Source organism: Rhizobium sp. 862_C5_N1_2, from assembly GCF_051811205.1.
Lineage (GTDB): Bacteria > Pseudomonadota > Alphaproteobacteria > Rhizobiales > Rhizobiaceae > Rhizobium > Rhizobium leguminosarum.
Map to the genome: position 1 here is coordinate 1,584,825 of NZ_JBPWPT010000001.1, position 20,068 is coordinate 1,604,892.

The 20,068-nt window shown below is 61.5% G+C and carries 20 protein-coding genes; 6 read left to right on the forward strand and 14 right to left on the reverse strand.

From position 1 onward, the window contains the following. The first annotated feature begins 9 nt into the window (after positions 1–9). Positions 10–294 carry a DUF1330 domain-containing protein gene (locus ACD590_RS08030; RefSeq protein WP_026188366.1) on the forward strand — a complete coding sequence of 95 codons (285 nt, stop codon included), beginning with the start codon at positions 10–12 and terminating at the stop codon, positions 292–294. A gap of 125 nt (positions 295–419) precedes the next feature. On the opposite strand, the gene ACD590_RS08035 is transcribed toward ACD590_RS08030, so the two are convergent. Further along, the gene (locus ACD590_RS08035; protein WP_018241734.1) at positions 420–923 is read right to left on the reverse strand and encodes a DUF1203 domain-containing protein; all 504 of its coding nucleotides are present in this window, start codon (positions 921–923) and stop codon (positions 420–422) included. Between the two features lie 271 nt (positions 924–1,194). Beyond that, on the reverse strand, positions 1,195–2,262 hold the full coding sequence (locus ACD590_RS08040) for an IS110 family transposase (protein WP_222284184.1): 1,068 nt from the start codon (positions 2,260–2,262) through the stop codon (positions 1,195–1,197). A 206-nt stretch (positions 2,263–2,468) separates the two neighbouring features. On the opposite strand from ACD590_RS08040, the gene ACD590_RS08045 reads away from it, so the two are divergent. Beyond that, complete coding sequence (locus ACD590_RS08045; RefSeq protein WP_018241735.1) at positions 2,469–2,705, forward strand: hypothetical protein; 237 nt, start codon at positions 2,469–2,471, stop codon at positions 2,703–2,705. 30 nt (positions 2,706–2,735) lie between these two features. On the opposite strand, the gene ACD590_RS08050 is transcribed toward ACD590_RS08045, so the two are convergent. The 4 genes from ACD590_RS08050 to ACD590_RS08065 are packed head-to-tail and all read right to left on the reverse strand — an operon-like array spanning position 2,736 to position 5,971. After that, complete coding sequence (locus ACD590_RS08050) at positions 2,736–3,296, reverse strand: GNAT family N-acetyltransferase (protein ID WP_017963991.1); 561 nt, start codon at positions 3,294–3,296, stop codon at positions 2,736–2,738. A 5-nt stretch (positions 3,297–3,301) separates the two neighbouring features. Next, positions 3,302–4,171 (reverse strand): 3-mercaptopyruvate sulfurtransferase, encoded by an 870-nt coding sequence (gene sseA, locus ACD590_RS08055; protein ID WP_018241736.1) that lies wholly within the window; start codon positions 4,169–4,171, stop codon positions 3,302–3,304. An 18-nt stretch (positions 4,172–4,189) separates the two neighbouring features. Next, on the reverse strand, positions 4,190–4,927 hold the full coding sequence (locus ACD590_RS08060; protein WP_018241737.1) for an alanyl-tRNA editing protein: 738 nt from the start codon (positions 4,925–4,927) through the stop codon (positions 4,190–4,192). A 6-nt stretch (positions 4,928–4,933) separates the two neighbouring features. Further along, entirely contained in the window at positions 4,934–5,971 is a 1,038-nt protein-coding gene (locus tag ACD590_RS08065; protein WP_018241738.1) for a cysteine synthase A, read from the reverse strand. Between the two features lie 225 nt (positions 5,972–6,196). Between ACD590_RS08065 and ACD590_RS08070 the strand changes: the two genes are divergently transcribed. After that, complete coding sequence (locus tag ACD590_RS08070) at positions 6,197–6,856, forward strand: ChrR family anti-sigma-E factor (protein WP_018241739.1); 660 nt, start codon at positions 6,197–6,199, stop codon at positions 6,854–6,856. Between the two features lie 99 nt (positions 6,857–6,955). Further along, positions 6,956–7,789 (forward strand): SDR family NAD(P)-dependent oxidoreductase, encoded by an 834-nt coding sequence (locus ACD590_RS08075; RefSeq protein WP_018241740.1) that lies wholly within the window; start codon positions 6,956–6,958, stop codon positions 7,787–7,789. Here the strand turns inward: ACD590_RS08075 and ACD590_RS08080 are convergent, their stop codons facing one another. The 5 genes from ACD590_RS08080 to ACD590_RS08100 all read right to left on the reverse strand — a co-directional run bounded on the left by ACD590_RS08080 (position 7,790) and on the right by ACD590_RS08100 (position 13,253). Next, positions 7,790–9,049, reverse strand: a complete 1,260-nt coding sequence (locus tag ACD590_RS08080; protein WP_018241741.1) for an SAM-dependent methyltransferase — start codon at positions 9,047–9,049, stop codon at positions 7,790–7,792. A 93-nt stretch (positions 9,050–9,142) separates the two neighbouring features. Next, positions 9,143–9,994, reverse strand: coding sequence for a DUF1365 domain-containing protein (locus tag ACD590_RS08085; protein WP_439002400.1), 852 nt, complete (start codon positions 9,992–9,994; stop codon positions 9,143–9,145). Continuing rightward, positions 9,991–11,325, reverse strand: a complete 1,335-nt coding sequence (locus ACD590_RS08090; protein ID WP_439002401.1) for an NAD(P)/FAD-dependent oxidoreductase — start codon at positions 11,323–11,325, stop codon at positions 9,991–9,993. The genes ACD590_RS08085 and ACD590_RS08090 overlap by 4 nt, the downstream gene beginning before the upstream one ends. After that, positions 11,322–12,773 carry a cryptochrome/photolyase family protein gene (locus ACD590_RS08095; protein WP_439002402.1) on the reverse strand — a complete coding sequence of 484 codons (1,452 nt, stop codon included), beginning with the start codon at positions 12,771–12,773 and terminating at the stop codon, positions 11,322–11,324. The genes ACD590_RS08090 and ACD590_RS08095 overlap by 4 nt, the downstream gene beginning before the upstream one ends. A 153-nt stretch (positions 12,774–12,926) precedes the next feature. Continuing rightward, positions 12,927–13,253, reverse strand: a complete 327-nt coding sequence (locus tag ACD590_RS08100) for a hypothetical protein (protein ID WP_439002403.1) — start codon at positions 13,251–13,253, stop codon at positions 12,927–12,929. 213 nt (positions 13,254–13,466) lie between these two features. Here ACD590_RS08100 and ACD590_RS08105 point away from each other — a divergent pair, with 213 nt between their 5' ends. Both ACD590_RS08105 and ACD590_RS08110 read left to right on the forward strand, forming a co-directional pair. Beyond that, the gene (locus tag ACD590_RS08105) at positions 13,467–13,784 is read left to right on the forward strand and encodes a hypothetical protein (protein ID WP_247264390.1); all 318 of its coding nucleotides are present in this window, start codon (positions 13,467–13,469) and stop codon (positions 13,782–13,784) included. A 118-nt stretch (positions 13,785–13,902) separates the two neighbouring features. Next, on the forward strand, positions 13,903–14,580 hold the full coding sequence (locus ACD590_RS08110) for an HAD family hydrolase (RefSeq protein ID WP_026230566.1): 678 nt from the start codon (positions 13,903–13,905) through the stop codon (positions 14,578–14,580). Positions 14,581–14,617: 37 nt separating this feature from the next. Here the strand turns inward: ACD590_RS08110 and ACD590_RS08115 are convergent, their stop codons facing one another. From ACD590_RS08115 to nirB, 3 genes are read right to left on the reverse strand one after another with little or no spacing between them, the layout of a single operon-like run. Beyond that, on the reverse strand, positions 14,618–17,275 hold the full coding sequence (locus ACD590_RS08115; protein WP_439002404.1) for a nitrate reductase: 2,658 nt from the start codon (positions 17,273–17,275) through the stop codon (positions 14,618–14,620). Next, the gene (gene nirD, locus ACD590_RS08120; protein ID WP_168281692.1) at positions 17,276–17,611 is read right to left on the reverse strand and encodes a nitrite reductase small subunit NirD; all 336 of its coding nucleotides are present in this window, start codon (positions 17,609–17,611) and stop codon (positions 17,276–17,278) included. Between the two features lie 4 nt (positions 17,612–17,615). Continuing rightward, positions 17,616–20,066, reverse strand: a complete 2,451-nt coding sequence (gene nirB, locus ACD590_RS08125; protein ID WP_003558768.1) for a nitrite reductase large subunit NirB — start codon at positions 20,064–20,066, stop codon at positions 17,616–17,618. Positions 20,067–20,068: the final 2 nt, after the last annotated feature.

Below are 20,068 nucleotides of genomic sequence, written 5' to 3' on the forward strand. Positions count from 1 at the left end.
GATATGAACATGTCCGCCTATCTCGTTGTCGATCTCGATATCCACGACCCCGAAGCCATTGCCGATTACCGCTCCAAGGCCCTGCCTCTGGTGGCAAAGGCCGGCGGCCGCCTCATTGCTCTCGATGACGCGCCGCTCGAACTCGAAGGCTGGCAGGCGACGAATATGCTGATCATCGAGTTTCACGATATGGATGCCATCCGTGGTCTCTTTGCATCGCCCGGATATGCGCCGCTCGCACACCAACGGCAGGCGGCCGCAGGTTCGCGGATCATTGCCTTGCGTGGCGTTTAATAAGATTCGAGGGCGCGCGATCCCGACAGCATTCGTCAGGGGAAACCGAAACTGCCTCGCCGATCACTGCAGAAGGAGCGTGCGGGCGAGTTGACGACTTCCTGTTGCGCTTCGCCCTCCGCCTATCAGGCGCCGGTCTCCGCCAGGGCCGGCGCCTTTACCTTGTCGATCCGGCATTGGAAGCAGTTGTTGCGCGCGGAACGCACATGCACATAGGCGATATCAGATCGTCCCAGCAGCTCTTTGCCATAGGCCGGAATATCGCCGATCTCAGTCACCGCGCCGGTACCGTAGACGATGCGGTCGTTCTCGCTGTAGCCGCGGACGATGAAGTCACGGCTCGTCGTCAGCATCGGCGGCATGATCTCTTCGGCGGCATAGCGTGCGCAAGGCTGCTTGTGCAGGAAGACAGGGCCGGTTTCGGCATAGGGCTGCAACTCGGGGAAGGGCCGGTAGGCAAAGACCAGCAACGCCTGGCCCGCATCGATATTCTGAAGGCAATGGCGGCAGGGATGGCCGGGACCATCGGAGACGATCGTCTCGGGCAGCCTGTCATAGGCGTCGCGGCCGCCGTTCCAGAGGTGTTCGGCGTCGGTCGTCGGCATGGCGACAAAACGAATGGCGGTCATGGCAGATCTCCAATGAAAGAACGCAAGGGGCAGAACACCAGCATTTGGCGGCTTTTCCTTGGGTTCGGTTAAGTTTTGACCGGCATTCGTACCGATCGGCAAAGTCTCTCTTTCCGCCGGACAGATCGCTTTGCTGTCCTTCGGTTCTTGAACCAGTCTCCAATGCGTGACCTGATGCCTGGGGCTTCGGTCACAGAGTGGCGTTCGGCTCCCGGTTTCCCATTCTCCTTGAGAAGCGCAACCCAGTTCTACCGGGCTCGCTAGACTGCCATCAGGACAACCGGGATATCGTCGACGCGCCTTCCATGGTGCTTTCGCCGCGCGGCTCGTAGGCGCGCTGGTCACGCAGGATCTGGAAGGTGATCGTCAAAAGCTTGCGCGCGATGGCAACCCGCGCCTTGTTTATTCCTTTGATCTTCAGATGCTCGTATTGGGCGCGCAGCTGTGGATCGCTGGCGATGGCAGGTGTTACCGCCTCGACGAAGGCCCAGCGCAGCCACTTGTTGCCCTGCTTGATGATCTTGCCGTGGAAGGTCTTGCCGCCGGAGGAATAGGTCGAGGGCACAAGCCCGGCATAGGCGGCAAGCTTCTTCGGTTGGCGGAACCGCGATATGTCGTCGATCTCCGCATCGATCAGCCGGGCGAAGAACTCGCCGATGCCGGGGATCGTCTTCAACAGCTTGACGTTGGCATTGGCCTTGGTCATCGCCCGGATCGTTGCTTCCGACTGTTTGATCCGCATGTCGATGTCGCCGATGAAGGCGAGACCACGGTCAATCTGGATGCGGTCGATCTCAGAGACGTTCACTTGAGCCAGCTGGACGCGGCCGGCCTTGCCAAACAGGTCGCCAAGCTTCTTCAATTGCGCCGTCTGCTCCGGATAGCGGTCGAACACCGTGACGATGCGGTTCTTGGTCATCGTGCGCAGCCGCACGTAAAACATCCGTTCGCGTAGCGCGACGCGAAGGTCCCGCGATCTCTCGCTTGGCGCCCAGGCTTCGGGTACCAGGTCGGCTCTGAGCAGATGTGCCAGCACCGTCGCGTCGATCTTGTCGGTCTTGATCTTGGCGTCGGCGATCGCCTTAACCTTCAGCGGATGGGCGAGAACGACATCATCACAAATGTCGTCGAGCCAGTCGTAGATCACCATCCAGTTGCGCGTCGCCTCGACAACCGCATGCGAGTTCTCCCGATAGCGTTCGAGAAACCCGCCGAGCGACTGTCGGTCGTTCTTCACCCGGCCGGATCTCAGCGTCTTGCCGCTGCTGTCCTGAACCACCAGGTGGCTGTAGGATTTGTGGTAGTCGACCCCGATATGGTATTCATAAGAGGCAGTCATGCTTCCAACTCCCTTATTGAGATCTTCGAAACCCCAATAAGATAAGCCGAAAGGCTGGAAGTGTGACTGTCCCTCGATCATCATCTGCATCTCAGTGATCCGTTCTCTCAACGGCCGCGGCCTCTTTCATGCCACCTCCTTTGTGATTGCCATGAAATGCACCTGGACGAGCGGGCAAGCCACCCGATTCTTGCCTGCGTCTGCATATGAGATCGCCGGAGAGTGAAAAGCGGAGTATCTTCTGCGCGTACGTTGTAAGCCGAAAGGAGAACGCCTTGGCCGACATCGATCTGGCGCTGCTGGCGCAACAGAATGCAGAAATACTGGAAGAGCTCAGGGCTCTGCGCCGGGAAGTGGCGGAACTGAAGGAACAGTCGGGCCGCACGCTCGATTTCGAACGCCGAAACGACCCGCGCCGCCCGAATAGCCTGACGCGGCGTTAGCCACCTCCGCTGACGTCGGGAAAGAAGCCGTCAGCTTTTCCGCGCAATCTCCAGAAGCTCCTTGTCGCTGAGCGGCCGGACGATGCCGGTGCCGGTCGAAACGGGGGAGAAGCCGTACATCTGGTAGAGCTGCAGCGCACGCGGATGGTCGAGATTGTTGGTGGTGGTGGTGACCCGCTTCGGATTGAGCGACCAGATGGCATAGAGCGCCTGCAGCAGGAACCATTTGCCGATGCCGAGACCGAGCGCATGTTCGATCAGGCCAAAATGGCTGAGCTCGATCATATCCTCGTCTTCGCAGAAATATTCGTAGAATCCGGCGGGCGCGCCGTTCACGTAGAGAACGCTGATATTGTTGCGCTTGTCGTTTAGCGTCTCGGCAAGCTGCTCGTCACTCATGCGCAACCGATCCACCCATTGCCAGCGCGCACCCACCTGCCGGTAGAGATAGCGGTAGAAGGGCAATGGGATCTCGGGAGCGCGCATGATCGCCGTCTGGATATTGACGGGCACCGGCATGCTTGCCTTCGGCGGCGCCGTCATTTCGAGCCGGGTGATGTGAGCTTTCAGCGAAGCGGGTGTCTTCCCCATGGCGATTAGGCTTTGACCGGCGTCGGCGGACCGGCGACGATGGGCGTATCGTCACGGCTGCCCCATTCGCTCCACGAGCCGTCATAAAGCTTGTTGTCGTGATGACCGAGCGATTCCAGCGCCAGCGTGATAATGGCGGCGGTGATTCCCGAGCCGCAAGACGTGACGACAGGCTTTGAAAGATCGATGCCTGCATCTTCGATCGTCTGCCTGAGTTCGGGCAGCGACTTGAACCGGCCCTGGTTGGCGAAGACGCCGGATGGCAGGCTGCGGGCGCCGGGCATATGGCCGGAGCGCATGCCGGCACGCGGTTCGGGTTCGGCGGCTGCAAAGCGGCCGGCGCTGCGGGCATCGGCGATCTGCATCGCGGCGCTGGAGACGATGTCGCGCATCGTATCGAGCGTCACCACGCGGCTTTCATCGAAATTCGGCGTAAAGGTCGCCGGCACATGCTTGGGTGCTGCGGTTTCCAGCGGACGGCCCTCGGCCTTCCAGCCGTCGAGACCGCCGTCGAGAACGAAGGCGTTTTTCGCGCCCATCACCCGGAACAGCCACCAGACGCGCGGCGAGGCGAACAGGCCGATGCCGTCATAAACGACGATCCGATCATTCTCGCTGATGCCGAGCCGGCCGACTTCGGCGGCAAAATAATCGGGCGAGGGGATCGTGTGCGGCAGCGACGTTGAATGATCGGCAATCTTGTCCTGATCGAAGCGGATGGCGCCGGGAATATGGCCGGCCGCATATTCGGCATCAGCATCGCGCTTCTGCGCCGGCAGATAGAAGGAGGCGTCCAGCACGCGCAGGTCAGCTTTGCCGAGCTCGGACTGCAGCCAGTCGGCCGAAACGACGAAACGGCTCTTGGTCTCACTCATGATGGTCTCCCTTGATGGTCAGGCTTCGTCGCCGGGCGTGCCGAAGCGGATGCGGAAGCGCCGGTTCTCTTTGCCCTTCTTCTCGATTTTGGCGATATGGATCCGGCCGACTTCCTGAGTCTCGGAGACATGTGTGCCGCCGCAGGGTTGGCTGTCAATCGAGGAGTTCTCGCCGATGCAGACGAGGCTGACGCGCCCGAGCCCCAGCGGCGGGCGCACGTTCTTCGATTTGACGATGTCGGGATTGGCCGTAAGCTCCTCGTCGGTGATCCATTGCAGATAGACCGGATGGTTCTGCTCGACCAGTTCCATCAGTTTGGTCGTCACCTCGTCCTTGTCGATCGTTTCGGCCATATCGAAGTCGACGCGGCTCTCCTCCTCGCCGACGGCAGCGCCGGTGATCGGATAGGAGCAGACGACGGAAAGCAGGTGGCAGGCCGTGTGCATGCGCATCAGCCTGTAACGGCGCGGCCAGTCGACATGCAGCACCAGCGTCTCGCCGACCGCAGGCCGCGGCTCGTTTTCGAGCGGCACATGGATGATGACATCTTTGCCTGGACCATGCTTCGTCTGACCGAGCGCGATCTTGCTGCCGTCGGCACGTTCGAGCTGGCCGGTGTCACCAGGCTGGCCACCTGATGTCGCATAGAAGCAGGTCTGGTCCAGTTCGATGCCCCCGTCTTCGTGAATGGCGGTGACGACCGCCTCGCACGTCGAGAGATAGAAGTCGTCACGATAGAGGGCATTGACCGGCATGGGCTCTCACACGGGTTCGTAGGGAACGTGGATATCGGGCGACTTGGCCATCCAGCCCGGAACGGGCAGCCCCTTCGAGGTGAGGAAATCCGGATTGAAGAGCTTCGACTGATAGCGGTTGCCGTAATCGCAGAGGATCGTCACCACCGTGTGACCAGGTCCAAGATCCCGGGCGAGATTGACCGCGCCGGCAATGTTGATCGCTGTCGAGCCGCCAAGGCAGAGGCCCTCGTTCTCGACGAGGTCGAAGAGATAGGGAAGCGCTTCGGCATCCGAGATCCGATAAGCATAGTCAGGCGTGAAACCCTCGAGATTGGCGGTGATGCGGCCCTGGCCAATGCCCTCGGTGATCGAGGATCCCTCGGATTTCAGCGCGCCGTTCTGGTAGAATTCATAGAGAGCGGCGCCATCGGGATCGGCGATGCCGATCTTGACGTCAGATTTGAAAGCCTTGAGGCCGGTAGCCACGCCTGCCAGCGTGCCGCCGGAGCCGACCGAGCAGATGAAGCCGTCGACCTTACCGTCGGTGTCTTTCCAGATTTCCTTGGCGGTCGTTTCGATATGCGCCTGACGGTTGGCGACGTTGTCGAACTGGTTTGCCCAGATCGCCCCGTTCGGCTCGGTCTTCGCCAGCTGCTCTGCGAGCCGCCCGGACACCTTCACGTAGTTGTTCGGGTTCTTGTAGGCAACGGCGGGCACTTCGACGAGTTCGGCGCCAAGCAGCTTCAGCGCGTCTTTCTTTTCCTGGCTCTGCGTTTCCGGGATGACGATGACGGTGCGATAACCGAGCGCCTTGGCGACCAGCGTCAGTCCGATGCCGGTATTGCCGGCCGTACCCTCGACGATGACGCCGCCCGGACGAAGCAATCCCTTCCGCTCTGCGTCGCGGATGATGTAGAGCGCGGCGCGATCCTTCACCGACTGGCCGGGGTTCAGGAACTCCGCCTTGCCGAGAATGGTGCAGCCGGTCACCTCTGAGGCGCCCTTGAGTTTGATCAGGGGCGTGTTGCCGATGGCTTCAAGGACGGAGGGGTGGAAGGTCATGGAATCTGCCTCTATTCGAACTCTTACTTTAAGAACGGTCTTTTCCCTTCACAAGGCTGAGTTGGCAAGAAAAGCTATTCCACACCTCTGTCGGACGCGATAAAATTTGGCTTTCCTCCCCAAAATGACTATGGCCCCGCAATCCCGCCGTGTGCGGGGTGATCCGAAGATTGACTTTCCCCGTACGGATGACGACAAAGCGAAAACGGAGCGCGGCAACAGGGCGTGACCGAAACCGAGATGGTTCACGAGCAGATCGACACGATCGATGCATTGATGGCGCATTATGTCGCCGGCTCCTTGCCTGAGCCGGCGCGTGTGCTGGTGCAGTCTCATCTCGAAATGAAACCGGACAATCGCAGCCTGGTAAACAGCCTCGAGCTGCTGGCAGGCGAAGCTCTGGAAAACGCGCCTGAAGTCGCGATTGCCGATCGCGACGGGCGGCTTGCGGCGATCTTTTCCTCTGCATCTCCCGTCCCGGCGGCGCAGTCGGCCACGCGACCGGAAAATTCGCTGTTTCCTCAAGCGTTGCGTGCTCTCTTGGGCTTCGAGGCCGAGGATGTGCCCTGGCGCCGGCGATTGCCCGGTTTCAGGGAATATTCGCTCGACATGGACGGCTGCGAGGTCAGCCTGATGTGGATCCGGCCGGGCCGCGCCTTGCCGGCGCACACCCATAAAGGCATGGAACTGATCCTCATCCTCGACGGCGCCTTCAACGATGAACGCGGCCGTTTCGGTCCCGGCGACATCTCCATTGCCGACGAGACGGTCGACCACCGGCCGGTCGCCGAAAAGGACAGGCCTTGCATCGCCTTTGCCGTTTCGGACGGGCCGGTCAAGCTCACCGGATCCTTTCGTCAGATGATCGGCGACCTGATCGGCTGAAAGCAGCCACAATGGTGTGATAGAGCCCCAAATCCGGGAGGAGCAGAGAAACTTCCGGACCTGTTTTCGTGTTGATCAGGCGGCCCGGAGGAACATGTCATGCGTGATTTCATTGCCCATCCCGAACATGGAATCGTCTGGATTTCAGGCGCGAGTTCAGGCATTGGCCGGGCGCTTGCGTTAAAGCTCGCCGCCGAAGGATACAAGGTCGCCGTCACCGCCAGAAGTCACGAAAAGCTGGTGGAGCTGCAGACCGAAGCCCGCGGCCTTTCCGGCAGCATTGTCGTTCTCGACGGCGACGTCACCGATGCCGAGGACATGGAACATGTCATGGCCTCCATCGAATATGAGCACGGGACGCTCGCCATGGCGATCCTCAATGCCGGCGTCTATCTGCCGGTCCACGCCGAGGACCTGAACCGCAGCGATTTCGAAAAGAGCTTTGCCGTCAATCTCTCCGGCGTCGTCAACTGTCTGTTGCCCGCGATCCGCCATATGAAGGCGAAAGGGCAGGGACAGATCGCCATCGTTTCCTCCGTCACCGGCTATGGCGGCTTGCCGACAGGAGCTGCCTATGGCGCCACCAAGGCGGCGCTAATCAATATGGCCGAAAGCCTGAAATTCGATCTCGACAAGATGGGCATCCGCATCCAGCTCGTCAGCCCGGGCTTCGTCGATACGCCGGCGACGAGGAAAAATGCCTTTCCGATGCCGGCCCTGGTATCGGTCGAGGAAGCCGCCCGGGAGATTGCTGCCGGATTGAAATCGCAGGCCTTCGAGATCACTTTCCCGAAGCGCTTCACCACCATGCTGAAGCTCGCGCGCCTGCTCCCTTATGGCGCTTATTTCACGCTGGTGAACCGCGTGACCGGCTGGCGGGAGCGGCCGCCATTGCCTGGTCACCATCCGGTGACGCCGCATGCGGCGGAATGATCAACGACGCGAAAACACGACCTGGCGCACATCGATATTGCGAGCGCGGAAGCCGGCCTCGCAATAGAACAGATAGAATTCCCAGAGCCGTTTGAAGCGCTCGTCGAAGCCCATCGGGCGAATGCGCTCCCAGACCGACCAGAAACGCTCGCGCCATTCGGCAAGCGTGCGGGCGTAGTCGAGCCCGAAGCCGAAGTCCTTGACCAGCGACAGATCGACCTTGCCGGCGAGTTCGGCCAGATGGTTGCGCGTCGGCAGCATGCCGCCTGGAAAGACATATTTCTGGATGAAGTCAGGGTTGCTGCGATACTGGTCGAAGGATTCCGGCCGGATGGTGATGATCTGCAGGCCAGCCTTGCCGCCCGGCTTTAGACATTGCCTGAGCTTGGAGAAATAGGACGGCCAGTATTTTTCGCCGACCGCTTCGAACATCTCGATCGAAACGATCCGGTCGTAGAGCCCTGCTTCATCGCGGTAATCCTGGAAGCGGAATTCCACGCGGTCATCGAGGCCGGCCTTGTGGATGCGCTCCTCGGCAAAGGCAAGCTGCTCGCGGCTGATCGTCAGCCCTGTCACCTTGCACTTCAGCTCGCTTGCGGCAAATTCGGCAAAACCGCCCCAGCCGCAGCCGATCTCCAGCACATGGTCGCCGGGCCCGATGCCGGTCGCCTCGGCAAGCGCCCGGTATTTGGCGTTCTGGGCCGATTGCAGATCGTTGGCGCCGGTGGAATAGAGTGCTGAGGAATAGGTCATGCTCGGATCGAGCCATTCCCTGTAGAAATCGTTGCCGAGATCGTAATGGGCGGAAATGTTGCGCTTCGAGCCCGTTTTGGTATTGGTGTTCATCCAATGGCGGACGCGCTCGAAGAGGCGGCCAAGACCGCCCTTGCCATGCGCATAGCTGAACGCGGCCTCGCCATTGACGAGGAAGAGTTCGAGGAAGGCGGCGATGTCCGGGCTGTCCCAATCGCCGTCCATATAGGTTTCGGCGACCCCGATCGTGCCGCTCGTCAGCGCCCGATAGGCAAGGTTCCAGTTGTGGAGGCTGAGCGCCGCCTTTGGCCCGGCCTTCTTGCCCTCGACCAGCAGCCTGCGGCCGTCGGGAAGGGTAACGGCAAGCGAACCGTGCTGCATGTGCAGAAGTCCGCGCAGCGCCAGCTTTGCTTTGAAGGGCAGACCCTTCACCATGCGGGACATGTTTTCGGCCGTCAGCGTCACTGCATCACGAGCCAGCAGATTCCAGTCCTGCGCCTTGCTCATTTCTCCTCCTCCAGCATTTTCCTGCCGGTTAGGGACGAAGCACCCTTAATGATACGCGCGGCCGCCCCCCGACCATTGCATCGAACGCTAATGTCATTCCGCCGCTTCCGCAAGCGGGCGGGGCTGGCGGACGCTGGCTTCAGGCGGGGGCGCAGGACGCCGGACGTAGCGCGCCCCCTTCAGCCACAACTTCAACGCTTCCCAATGGATGCCGGCGATGATCTTGAAGGTGAGGAAGGGGATGCGCGCCGTCAACCCCAGCAGCAAGGCGCTGGTCAACGGCACCTGTCGTCCGGAAAATGTCGCCGAGAGCAGCGGTCCTTCATTATCGGTTTCAAGGATGCGCCAGCGGATTTCGGCGCCGGGCGGCAGCATGCGGAAATGATAGCGCGCCGCCATGCCGATGAAGGGTGAGACGTGGAAGAGCTTGTCGCAGCTCTGGCGAAGCCCGCTCTCCGACATCTCGCCACGGCCGACCGGACAGACATAGCTGTGCCGCTCGCCGAAAGTATTGCGCACCTCATAGATCATCGCGACGACTGCGCCACCGGCATCATAGGCGTGATAGACAGAGAGCGGGTTGAAGACATAGCCGAGAATTCGGGGATAACAGACGAGCAGGATCCTGTCCGCGCGGTCGAGCCCCGCCTTAGCGAGCAGCCGGTCGGCATAGGCGCGCAGTGATGTGTCTCTGGTATCGGCATGATCCCTCTCGTGAAACGAGATGAGGTTGGGCTTATTGACGGAAAACAGCACCGATAACCCGCCGGCCTCGTCCAGTCTGTCGAGATCGACAAGCAGCGAAAAGACGCGGTAGCCGAAGCGATGGCTGAACGGTTTCATGCGTTGATGCATGATCTCGCCGACATAGAGTGCTGCGGCGGCATCCGGTGGAGCGCCGTTGGCCGCCGCGTTCATGCCACGCTTTTTGCCGCGTCCTGTCATGCCGCCACGTCCGGTTGAGGTTCCCAGGTTCGGGCAGTCCGCCAGGGTATGATCCCGCCCAAGGCCTCTGCCGCAGCTAGACCGGAAACGAGACCATCCTCATGGAATCCGTACCCCGTCCAGGCACCGGCGAAATAGCAATTGCTTTGTCCCTGAATGATGACAAGCGCCTGTTGCGCAGCCATGGCTTCCGCCGAGAATTGCGGATGCTCGTAGGTGAATTCGGCAAACACTTTGCAACGTTCCGGCTCGCGGTCGGGATTGAGGGTCACGAATAGCGGGAATTTATCGTCGATGCCCTGCAGCCGGTTCATCCAGTAAGTCACGGCGACGTCGGCCTTTCCATCTTCACGGCTCGAACGGAGATAGTTCCATGAGGCCCAAACCTTGCGCCGCTGCGGCATCAGCGATTGGTCGCGGTGCAGGACGACGCGGTTCGGCTGATAGGGGATGGCGGCGAGCAGCCTGCTTTCCCGATCGGTGACATCGGCGAGCAGGCGGGCTGTCTGATCGCTATGGCAGGCGAAGATCACCTTATCGAACGGGTGTGCGATCCCCGTCTCGTCGATGATCGTGACGCCGCGCTCGGAGCGGATGACGCTGCGCACGCCGCAGGAAAGTTTCACGCGTTCGCCGAGCGGCCGAAGCAGCCGGTCGAGATAGGTACGGCTGCCGCCGGTCACTGTGCGCCACTGGTGCTGCCGGCGATAGATCAGCCGGTGATTGTCGAAGAAATTGACGAAATGCTCGGCGGGAAACTGCAGCATGCGGGTTGATGGTGTCGACCAGATCGCCGCCGCCATCGGCACGAGATAGTTGTTGGTGAATCCGGGCGAGAAGCCGCGCCAGTCGAGATAATCGCCGATCGAGCGCGAGGCGAGATGGCCGGCAGCGCGATCTTCGAGGCAGCTGCGATTGAAGCGCAAAATCTCGCGGATCATCCATAGAAACGATGGCCGCAGCAGGTTGCGCTTTTGCGCAAAGATCGAGGACAGCCCGCCGCCGCTCCACTCCAGCTTGCCGCGATCCAGTGAGAGCGAAAAGCTCATATCGCTTGCATGTGTCGCGATGCCGAGCTCGGCAAACAGCGCCGTCAGGTTGGGGTAATTCTGTTCGTTATAGACGATGAAGCCGGTATCGACCGCAATTTCAACCCCCCCGTCGTAATCCACGTCGACGGTCGCCGTATGGCCCCCGGCCCGCGCTTGGCTTTCATAAAGCGTAACGTCGTGCACTGGGTTTAAAGCCCAGGCCGCGGAGGCGCCCGAGATGCCGGAGCCGATGACGGCGATCTTCAGCCGGCGTGGAGCTGCACGGAAGTGCGCGTTCATGCGGCATCCCTCGTGGCATTGTAGGCGGCGAGCGCCCGGTTGCGGGCGTTCGCGTGATCGACGATCGGTTTCGGATAGGTCTGGCCAAGCGCGATGCCGGCCTCGTCGAGCATGCTCCTCGGCGCCTCGAACGGCCGGTGGATGTATTTTGCCCCGAGCTCTCGAAGCTCTGGCACATAGGTCCTGACATATTTGCCGTCGGGATCGAATTTTTCACCCTGCAGCACCGGATTGAAGATGCGGAAAAACGGCGAGGCGTCAGCTCCCGAGCCCGCCACCCATTGCCAGCTTGCCGCATTGTTGGCGGGATCGGCATCGACAAGCGTATCCCGGAACCAGGCTTCGCCCCGGCGCCAGTCGATCATCAGATCCTTGATGAGGAAGGAGGCGACGATCATGCGCACGCGATTGTGCATCCAGCCATGGCGCCAGAGCTGGCGCATGCCGGCATCAATGATCGGATAGCCGGTCATGCCGCGGCGCCACGCCTTGAAATCGTCGTCGTCGTTGCGCCATTCGAAGCCGTCGAAACGCTTGTTCCAGTTGTTCGATGCAAGACGCGGGAAGTGGAAAAGCAGGTGATAGGAGAATTCGCGCCAGGCGATCTCCTTGCGAAAATGCACGACATCGGCCGCTGCCACCCGTTTCGACAGGCCGCGTGTGGCATCCCAGACGCGGGCAGGGGATATCTCGCCGAACGCCAGGTGTGGCGACAGCATCGACGTCGCGGGTCTCGCAGGATAGTCTCGGTTTTCCTTGTAGCCGTCGAGCGCGTCTTCGATGAAGGCACGCAGCTTCTCATGCGCGCCATCTTCGCCGGGAGTCCAGAGATCGGCAAAATCGCCCGCCCAGTCTGGTTTCGTCGGGAGCAGCTTCCAGCTCTCCAGCGCTTCTGATTTCGGAAATTGCGACGCAAGCCGAAGTTTTGCCGGCGCCTCCAGCGGCGGCTCCGGTTCGCCGCCGCCCTCCAGCGCGCACCAGAACGGCGTGTAGACGCGATAGGGCGTGCCGTTGCCGGTCACCAGCCGGGAAGGGTCGTGCAGCAACTGGCCCCCAAAGCTTCTTGCCTCGATCGCCTGCTTTTCCAATTCGTGCTTGATACGGACGTCGATGGAGATGCCGGCTGGATCGTAGCGCCGGTTCCAAAAGACGGCTTCGGCCCCGCTATCCCTGCTGAAGGCGCGGAGCACTTCGAGCGCCTCGCCGCTTGCCAGCACCAGCCGCCCTTGCCGCTTGCGCAGCGATCTGTCGAGCGCTTCCAGCGAATGATGCAGCCACCAGGCCTGCGCAGCGCCCAGCGGACCGGTGCCTGCTGCCTCCGGCTCGCTTATATAGAGGGGGATGATAGGACGCCCGGAGCGATGGGCGGCATCGAGAGCCCGGTTGTCGTCAAGGCGCAAGTCCTTGCGAAACCAGAGGATAACAGGGTTTGCGGTGTCCTTTGCCAATGAAGCCGCTCCGTTCGTGTTCTTTTCAATCTGCTACGGATGTACGGAGCGCGCGGATCAAAAGTTTCATCCGGCGGAAAAGCTTTCATGGCCTTCGCGACATTAAAAAAGGCCGGCGTGAACCGGCCTTTTCTGAGAGCGGCAGTCTGTCGGTTAGTTGTCGTATTCGCGGCAGGCTTCGCTGATCGATGCGCCGCTCTGGCCACCGCGCGTGTCGACGCCGGACATCTGTTCCGGCATGCCGGGGCATTCCATCGTCCTCGGCTGGCCGATGCTCTGAGTCGTTGTCGGATCGACCGGCGAGACGGGTACCGGACGAATGCCGTTGTCATCGTTGGTGTAGTCGGATGAATAGGTACCCGAATTCGGATCAATCGAGCCGCCATTCGTCGGCCCGATTGGATCGGGGTTCGACTGGGCAAAGGCTGACGATGCCATGCCGATCGCAAGCAGCGAAGCGGCGATAAGGGACTTAGACATGGGATATCCTCCTTGGATTTTCATCTTGGATGACCCAGGGGTAACCGGCTGATGGAATCGTTGTTCCGAAATTTGCCGAAAACATGCATTCAAGCCTCGCTGCGTACCCGGCATGGTTATGCGTAAACCTTAACGGGCGATGTCGCTGGATCGGCGCCGGCGCATGTCCTACTTGCATGCGGAGATACTAAAAAACCGTGGCATGAGGCCGCTATGTTCATCTCCTTTCGCGAAGCCGCAGATCTCGGTCTCCAGATCGCACTTGTGCTCACCCTAACGATGAGTGGCATGGCGGTCGCCTCCTACGCCGTCAGGAATGACAAGGCTAAAATTTCCGCAATCGACGTCAGCCGTCCCTCGCTCTGGACCGCCGCACCGATGCGCGTCGATCCGGCTACGCAAGCCTACCTGCGCGCCGATGCTTCGGCCGCACTGGAACTCGCCGATGGTGCCGATGACCTCTGCCACGACCCGATTGGCCTCCGGCTTTCCTGCGACTTGATCGTCACCTCGGGTACGGCGGCCTTCTAGGCGAAGGCGTTTGGAAGGCGTCACCGCCATCCTCCCGAAAGCTTGCAAAACGCCATGATTTGCCGTTTCATCGAGACAGCGACCACCGTTCGACTCTTTCCCTGAAGGATTCAGCCTTTTGTCTATGCCGATGCCCCGCGGCTTCGAGAAGCCCTATGCCGCCTTCCTGTTCGATATGGACGGCACCATCCTCAATTCGATCCATGCGGCCGAGCGTGCATGGAGTGACTGGGCAAGGCGCCATGGGCTCGATGTCGCCACGTTTTTGCCGAAGATGCATGGATCGCGCGGCATTGACACGATCACCCGGCTGAACTTGCCCGGCGTCGATCCCGAACATGAATCAAGACTTGTGACCGAGGCTGAAATCGCCGATGTCAGCGATGTCGTTGCCATTCCCGGCGCCGCGACCTTTCTGAGTTCATTGCCCCCGGATCGCTGGGCGATCGTCACCTCCTCGCCGTTGCGCCTTGCTCACCGGCGACTGGAGGCAGCAGGCTTGCCGGTGCCGAGATTCATGGTGACGGCTGAGGACGTCAAGGTCGGAAAACCCGACCCGCAATGTTATATTCTGGGAGCCGAGCGCCTCGGCGTCAGCACCCAGGATTGCCTGGTGTTCGAGGATGTCGCAGCCGGCATCACCGCCGGCGAGGCGGCGGGTGCCGATGTCATGGTCATCACGGCAACACATCACCACAAGATGGAGACGCAGCACCCGACCCTCTCATCCTATGACGAGGTCTCCGTCCGCATCGCCGCCGAACACAGGATGCTGATCGTCCCGAACAGGGCCTGACAATGCTCCGGCTGCGTCCTGCTTGCTTTTGTACGTCTCATTCCGCGGCTGCGGCAAGACAGCGATCGATGATCCTGCCGATTTCGCTGCGGCAGGAGCCGCAATTGGTTCCAGCGCTCGTTTCCTTGCCGACCGCCTCGACGCTGTGACATCCGCCGCGCACGGCAGCAGCGATCTGGTTGACCCCGACACTGAAGCAGGAGCAGACGGTTGCGCCCGGATCCGGCCTGCCGGCGCCGGGACGGCCTGCAACGAGCGCAAAGCGTTTCCTGAGGTCGCCATGCGAGGCTGAAAGCTGCGAGATCGCCCAGTTGCGTGCGACGGCGACGGGCTCGCGGGCGAGAAACAGCGCGGCAAGCAAGACCTCGCCATCGAAGAAGGCGAGCCTCAGGTCGCCGGATTGCCGGTCGGCATAACCAAGCGGTTCGATCTCTGCCGGAATGGCGAAAACCGCGCGGCACCAGGCCGTCCAGTCTTCGACGGTTTCGCCGAAAGCAAGCTCCAGCCGCCAGCCGCCGGCGGCTTTCGCCAGTGCCCAATAGGCCGCGTCAGGCGTAGCGGGTTTTGTGGCGGAGACGGCGAAACCGTAATGGGTGGCGCGAAACGGCCGGACGGCGACGGCAACGTTCTTCGATGCCGGCTGACCGGAAACAGGATCGGTGATCGGCGCGACCACGGCGTCGATCCGCGCTCTTGCGGCGAACTGGTCGTTCCAGTGCATCGGCGCAAAGATGCCGCCGCGTGCCTGGCGATCGGTGACCAGCGCCCTGACGATTGCCTTGCCGTGCGGGCTGTCGATTTCGACGAGGCCCGCGCTCGATATACCGGTCTCGATCGCGTCGCGCGGATGGATTTCCGCAAAAGGTTCGGCGATATGGGCAGAAAGCCGTGCGCTTTTTCCGGTTCGCGTCATCGTGTGCCACTGGTCGCGGATGCGCCCGGTATTCAGCGAGAAGGGGTACTCGGCATTGGTGCGATCGGTTGCGGGCGGTTTGACCGCGACGAAGCGCGCCTTGCCATCGGGATGGAAGAAACCGCCCTCGGCAAAGAAGCGGGTGACGCTGGGTGCGGACCCAGCGGCGTGCGGCCACTGAAAGGGCGACAGCTCCTCATAGGCGCCGCTGCTCATGCCGGCGCGCGCGCCGATGTCGAAATCGCGGCTGCCGTTATTTTCGAAGGCGGAAAGCGCCGCGTGCTCCGCAAAGATTGCGTCCGGCGCATCAAAATCGAAGGCGGCAGCAAATCCCATGCGGCGTCCGACCTCTGCAAGCTGCCACCAGTCGGCCCTCGCATCGCCGGGGATGTCGAGAAACGGCCGTTGCCTTGAAATGCGCCGTTCGGAATTGGTGACGGTGCCATCCTTCTCGCCCCAGCCGAGCGAGGGCAGAAGCACATCTGCGTGCCGGGTCGTGTCCGTCTCTTTGAGGATGTCCGACACGACGACGAAGGGACAGGCGGCGATCGCGCTTTCGACGCTGTCGGCATCCGGCATCGAGACGACCGGATTGGTCGCCATGATCCAGAGCGCCTTGATGCGCCCGTCGGCCACGGCGCGGAACATGTCGACTGCCTTCAGGCCGGGCTTTGCGGCGATGACGGGCGAGTTCCAGAAGCGCTGCACGCGATCCCGATCGTCGGCATTCTCGATCGCCATATGGGCGGCAAGCATATTGGCGAGACCGCCGACCTCGCGCCCGCCCATGGCGTTCGGCTGGCCGGTCAGCGAGAACGGTCCCATGCCGGGACGGCCGATGCGACCGGTCGCCAGGTGGCAGTTGAGGATTGCATTGACCTTGTCGGAGCCGGAGGAGGATTGGTTGACGCCCTGGCTGTAGCAGGTCACGACCTTCGGCGTCGTCTCGAACAGGCGGAAGAACTCCCTGATCTGCATGGCCGGCAGGCCAGTCCGTTCCAGGAGATCGTTGATATCAAGCGCGGCGGCAGCCGCAAAAGCTTCGGCGAAACCTTCGGTATGGGCGCCGATGTAATTCTGGTCGATTGCCGGACTTGTCGCGAGATGGGCAAGCAGTCCCATGAACAGCGCGACGTCGCCGTCCGGACGGATGGCGAGGTGCAGGTCGGCGATGTCGCATGTCATCGTCCGGCGCGGATCGATGACGACGATCCGCATGTTTGGCCGCGCCGTCTTTGCGGCGGCAAGCCGCTGGTAAATGACGGGATGACACCAGGCAAGATTGGAGCCGGTCAGGATCACCAGATCCGCAAGCTCGATATCCTCATAGGTCCCGGGCACCGTATCGGCGCCGAAGGCGCGGCGATGCCCCGCCACGGAGGAGGACATGCAGAGCCTTGAATTGGTGTCGATATTGCCGGAACCGATGAAGCCCTTCATCAGCTTGTTGGCAACGTAGTAATCCTCGGTCAGCAACTGGCCCGAGACGTAGAAGGCAACCGCGTCAGGCCCGTGTTCGGCGATCGTTTCAGAAAAACGCCGGGCGACCAGATCAAGCGCCTCGTCCCAGTCGCTCCGTTCGCCTCCGATCTCGGGATAAAGAAGCCGGCCATCGAGGTCGATGGTTTCGGCAAGGGCAGAACCCTTCGAGCAGAGCCGGCCGAAATTCGACGGATGCTCGGGATCTCCTTTGACGCTGACTGCGCCTGCCTCGTCGATCGTGGCGAGAACGCCGCAGCCGACGCCGCAATAGGGACAGGTGGTTTTGACCTCAGCCGCCATCTATTCCGCCGCCATCATCAGGCTTTCCAAGGCGATGAACAGCCGGCCGTCTTGGTTCAGCACCGGTATCGTCCGGACCTCGCCTTCGTCGGCACCGAGCGCCTTGCCTGTTTCCAGCGAGATCACCCAGTTGTGCAGCGGGCAGGTGACTGACTTGGCGTGGACGATGCCCTGGGAGAGCGGGCCGCCCTTGTGCGGGCAGTGATCCTCGATGGCGAAGACCTCGTTTTCGGCCGTGCGGAAGACGGCGATCTTGCCCTGCGGCGTCTTCACGCAGCGCGCGCCGCGCAGCGGGATATCGGAGATGTCACCGATTGCGATCCAGTTCATATCCATCTCCTTACTCTGCAGCCTGCGGATAGCCGATCGTCGCCATCGGCTTGAACTCGTGCTTGTCCTTGCCGGAGACACGCTCTGACCAGGGATCGACCTGGGCAAATTTTTGGCTGAAGACGAAGCGTTCGTAATAGGCTTTGCGCTTTTCGGCATCGCCCATGATCTGGCGGCGGATTTCCTCCAGGCCGACGCGCTTGGCCCACTTGTAGATCCGCTCGAGATAGCGGGCCTGCTCGCGGTACATCTGCGTCAGTGCCACGATATGCTCCAACGCCTCGTCCTCGGTCCGGACAAGCCCAAGGACCTCCGTGCCCTTGATGTCGAGACCGGCTGCACCGGCAAAATGGATCTCGAAACCGGAATCCACGCAGATCACGCCGATGTCCTTGCAGGTTGCTTCCGCGCAGTTGCGCGGGCAGCCGGACACGGCCATCTTCAGTTTGGCCGGCGTCCAGGAGCCCCACATGAACCTCTCGATGCGGATGCCGAGACCGGTGGAATCCTGCGTGCCGAAGCGACACCAGTCAGAGCCGACGCAGGTCTTCACCGTGCGCAGACCCTTGGCATAAGCCTGGCCGGAGACGAAGCCGGCTTTGCCGAGATCGGCCCAGACGGCGGGCAGGTCTTCCTTCTCGATGCCGAGCAGATCGATGCGCTGGCCGCCGGTGACCTTTACCATCGGGATTTCGAACTTATCGACGACATCGGCGATGGCGCGCAGCTCGTTCGCATTGGTGACGCCACCCCACATCCGCGGAACGACGGAGTAGGTGCCGTCCTTCTGGATGTTGGCGTGCACGCGCTCATTGATGAAACGCGACTGGTAGTCGTCGGCATATTCGTCGGGCCAATCGCAGACCAGGTAGTAGTTGAGCGCCGGCCGACATTTGGCGCAGCCGCAGGAAGTCTTCCATTCGAGCTCCTGCATGACGGCAGGGATGCTCTTCAACCCCTTCGCCTTGATCAGGCGGCGGACATCGTCATGGCCGAGTTCGGTGCAGGTGCACATCGGCTGGACGGCAGCCGGATTGTAGCTGTCGCCGAGCGTCAGTGCCATGAGTTGCTCGACGAGGCCGGTACAGGAGCCGCACGAGGCGGATGCCTTGGTATGGGCGCGCACGTCGTCGAGCGACGTCAGCCCTTTGCCTGAAATTGTCGAGGTGATTTTGCCCTTGCATACGCCGTTGCAGCCACAGATCTCCGCGTCATCCGGCAAGGCTGCAACGGCCGCCATAGGGTCCAGCGGCGACCCTCCCTGATAGGCCTGTCCGAAGATCAGCGTCTCGCGCATCTCCGAAATATCGGTTGCCTTCTTCTTCAGGTCATTGAACCAGGCACCATCGGCGGTTTCGCCGTAAAGCACGGTGCCGATGATCTTGTTGTCCTTCAGCACCAGACGCTTGTAGACGCCGGCTGAAGCATCGCGCAGCACGATCTCCTCGCGGTCGTCGCCGTCGGCGAAATCGCCGAGTGAATAAAGCTCGATGCCGGTGACCTTGAGCTTGGTCGGCGTATCCGCGTGAACGAAGGCGGGCGAGCGATCGCCGGAGAGATGCGCGGCGGCGATGCGGGCCATTTCATAGAGCGGCGCAACGAGGCCGTAGACCATGCCGCCGACCTCGGCACATTCGCCGAGCGCAAGAATATCGCCGTCCGAGGTCTGCATGCCGGCATCGACGACGATGCCGCGATTGACCGCAATGCCGGCGTCCTTCGCCAGGCCGACACTCGGACGAATGCCGACGGCCATGACGACCAGCGTTGCCGGGATGATGCGGCCGTCGTCAAGCTCGATGCCCTCGACCTTGCCGTTGCCGACGATCGCCTTGGTATTGGCCTTGCAAATGACCTTAATGCCGCGTTCCTCGACCGCCTTCTGCAGCAGGTAGCCGGCGGCGGGGTCGAGCTGGCGTTCCATCAGCGTCGGCATGACATGCAGGACGGTGACGTCCATGCCGCGCTGGGCAAGGCCGGCCGCCGCTTCCAGGCCAAGCAGACCGCCGCCGATGACGACAGCCTTTTCGCGCGACTGAGCGGCAAGCAGCATCGCCTGCACGTCATCGAGATCGCGATAGGTGATGACGCCGGGCAGGTCCTTGCCGGGAACGGGAATGATGAAGGGCACGGACCCGGTTGCGATCACCAGCTTGTCGTAGCTTTCGGTGACGCCGTGGTCGGAGGTGACGGTCTTGGCGGCGCGATCGATGTTGACGATCTTGTGGCCCTTGTAGAGCATGATGCCATGCTTGATATACCAGCCGTCGCCGTGAATGATGATCTGTTCGTAGTCCTTTTCTCCTGAGAGAACCGGCGACAGCATGATGCGGTCGTAATTGACGCGCGGCTCGGCATTGAAGATCGTAACTTCATAGCGACCCGGCGCCTGCTCGAAGAGGTGCTCCAGCATGCGCCCGGGCGCCATGCCATTGCCGATGATGACAAGTTTTTCGGTCATAT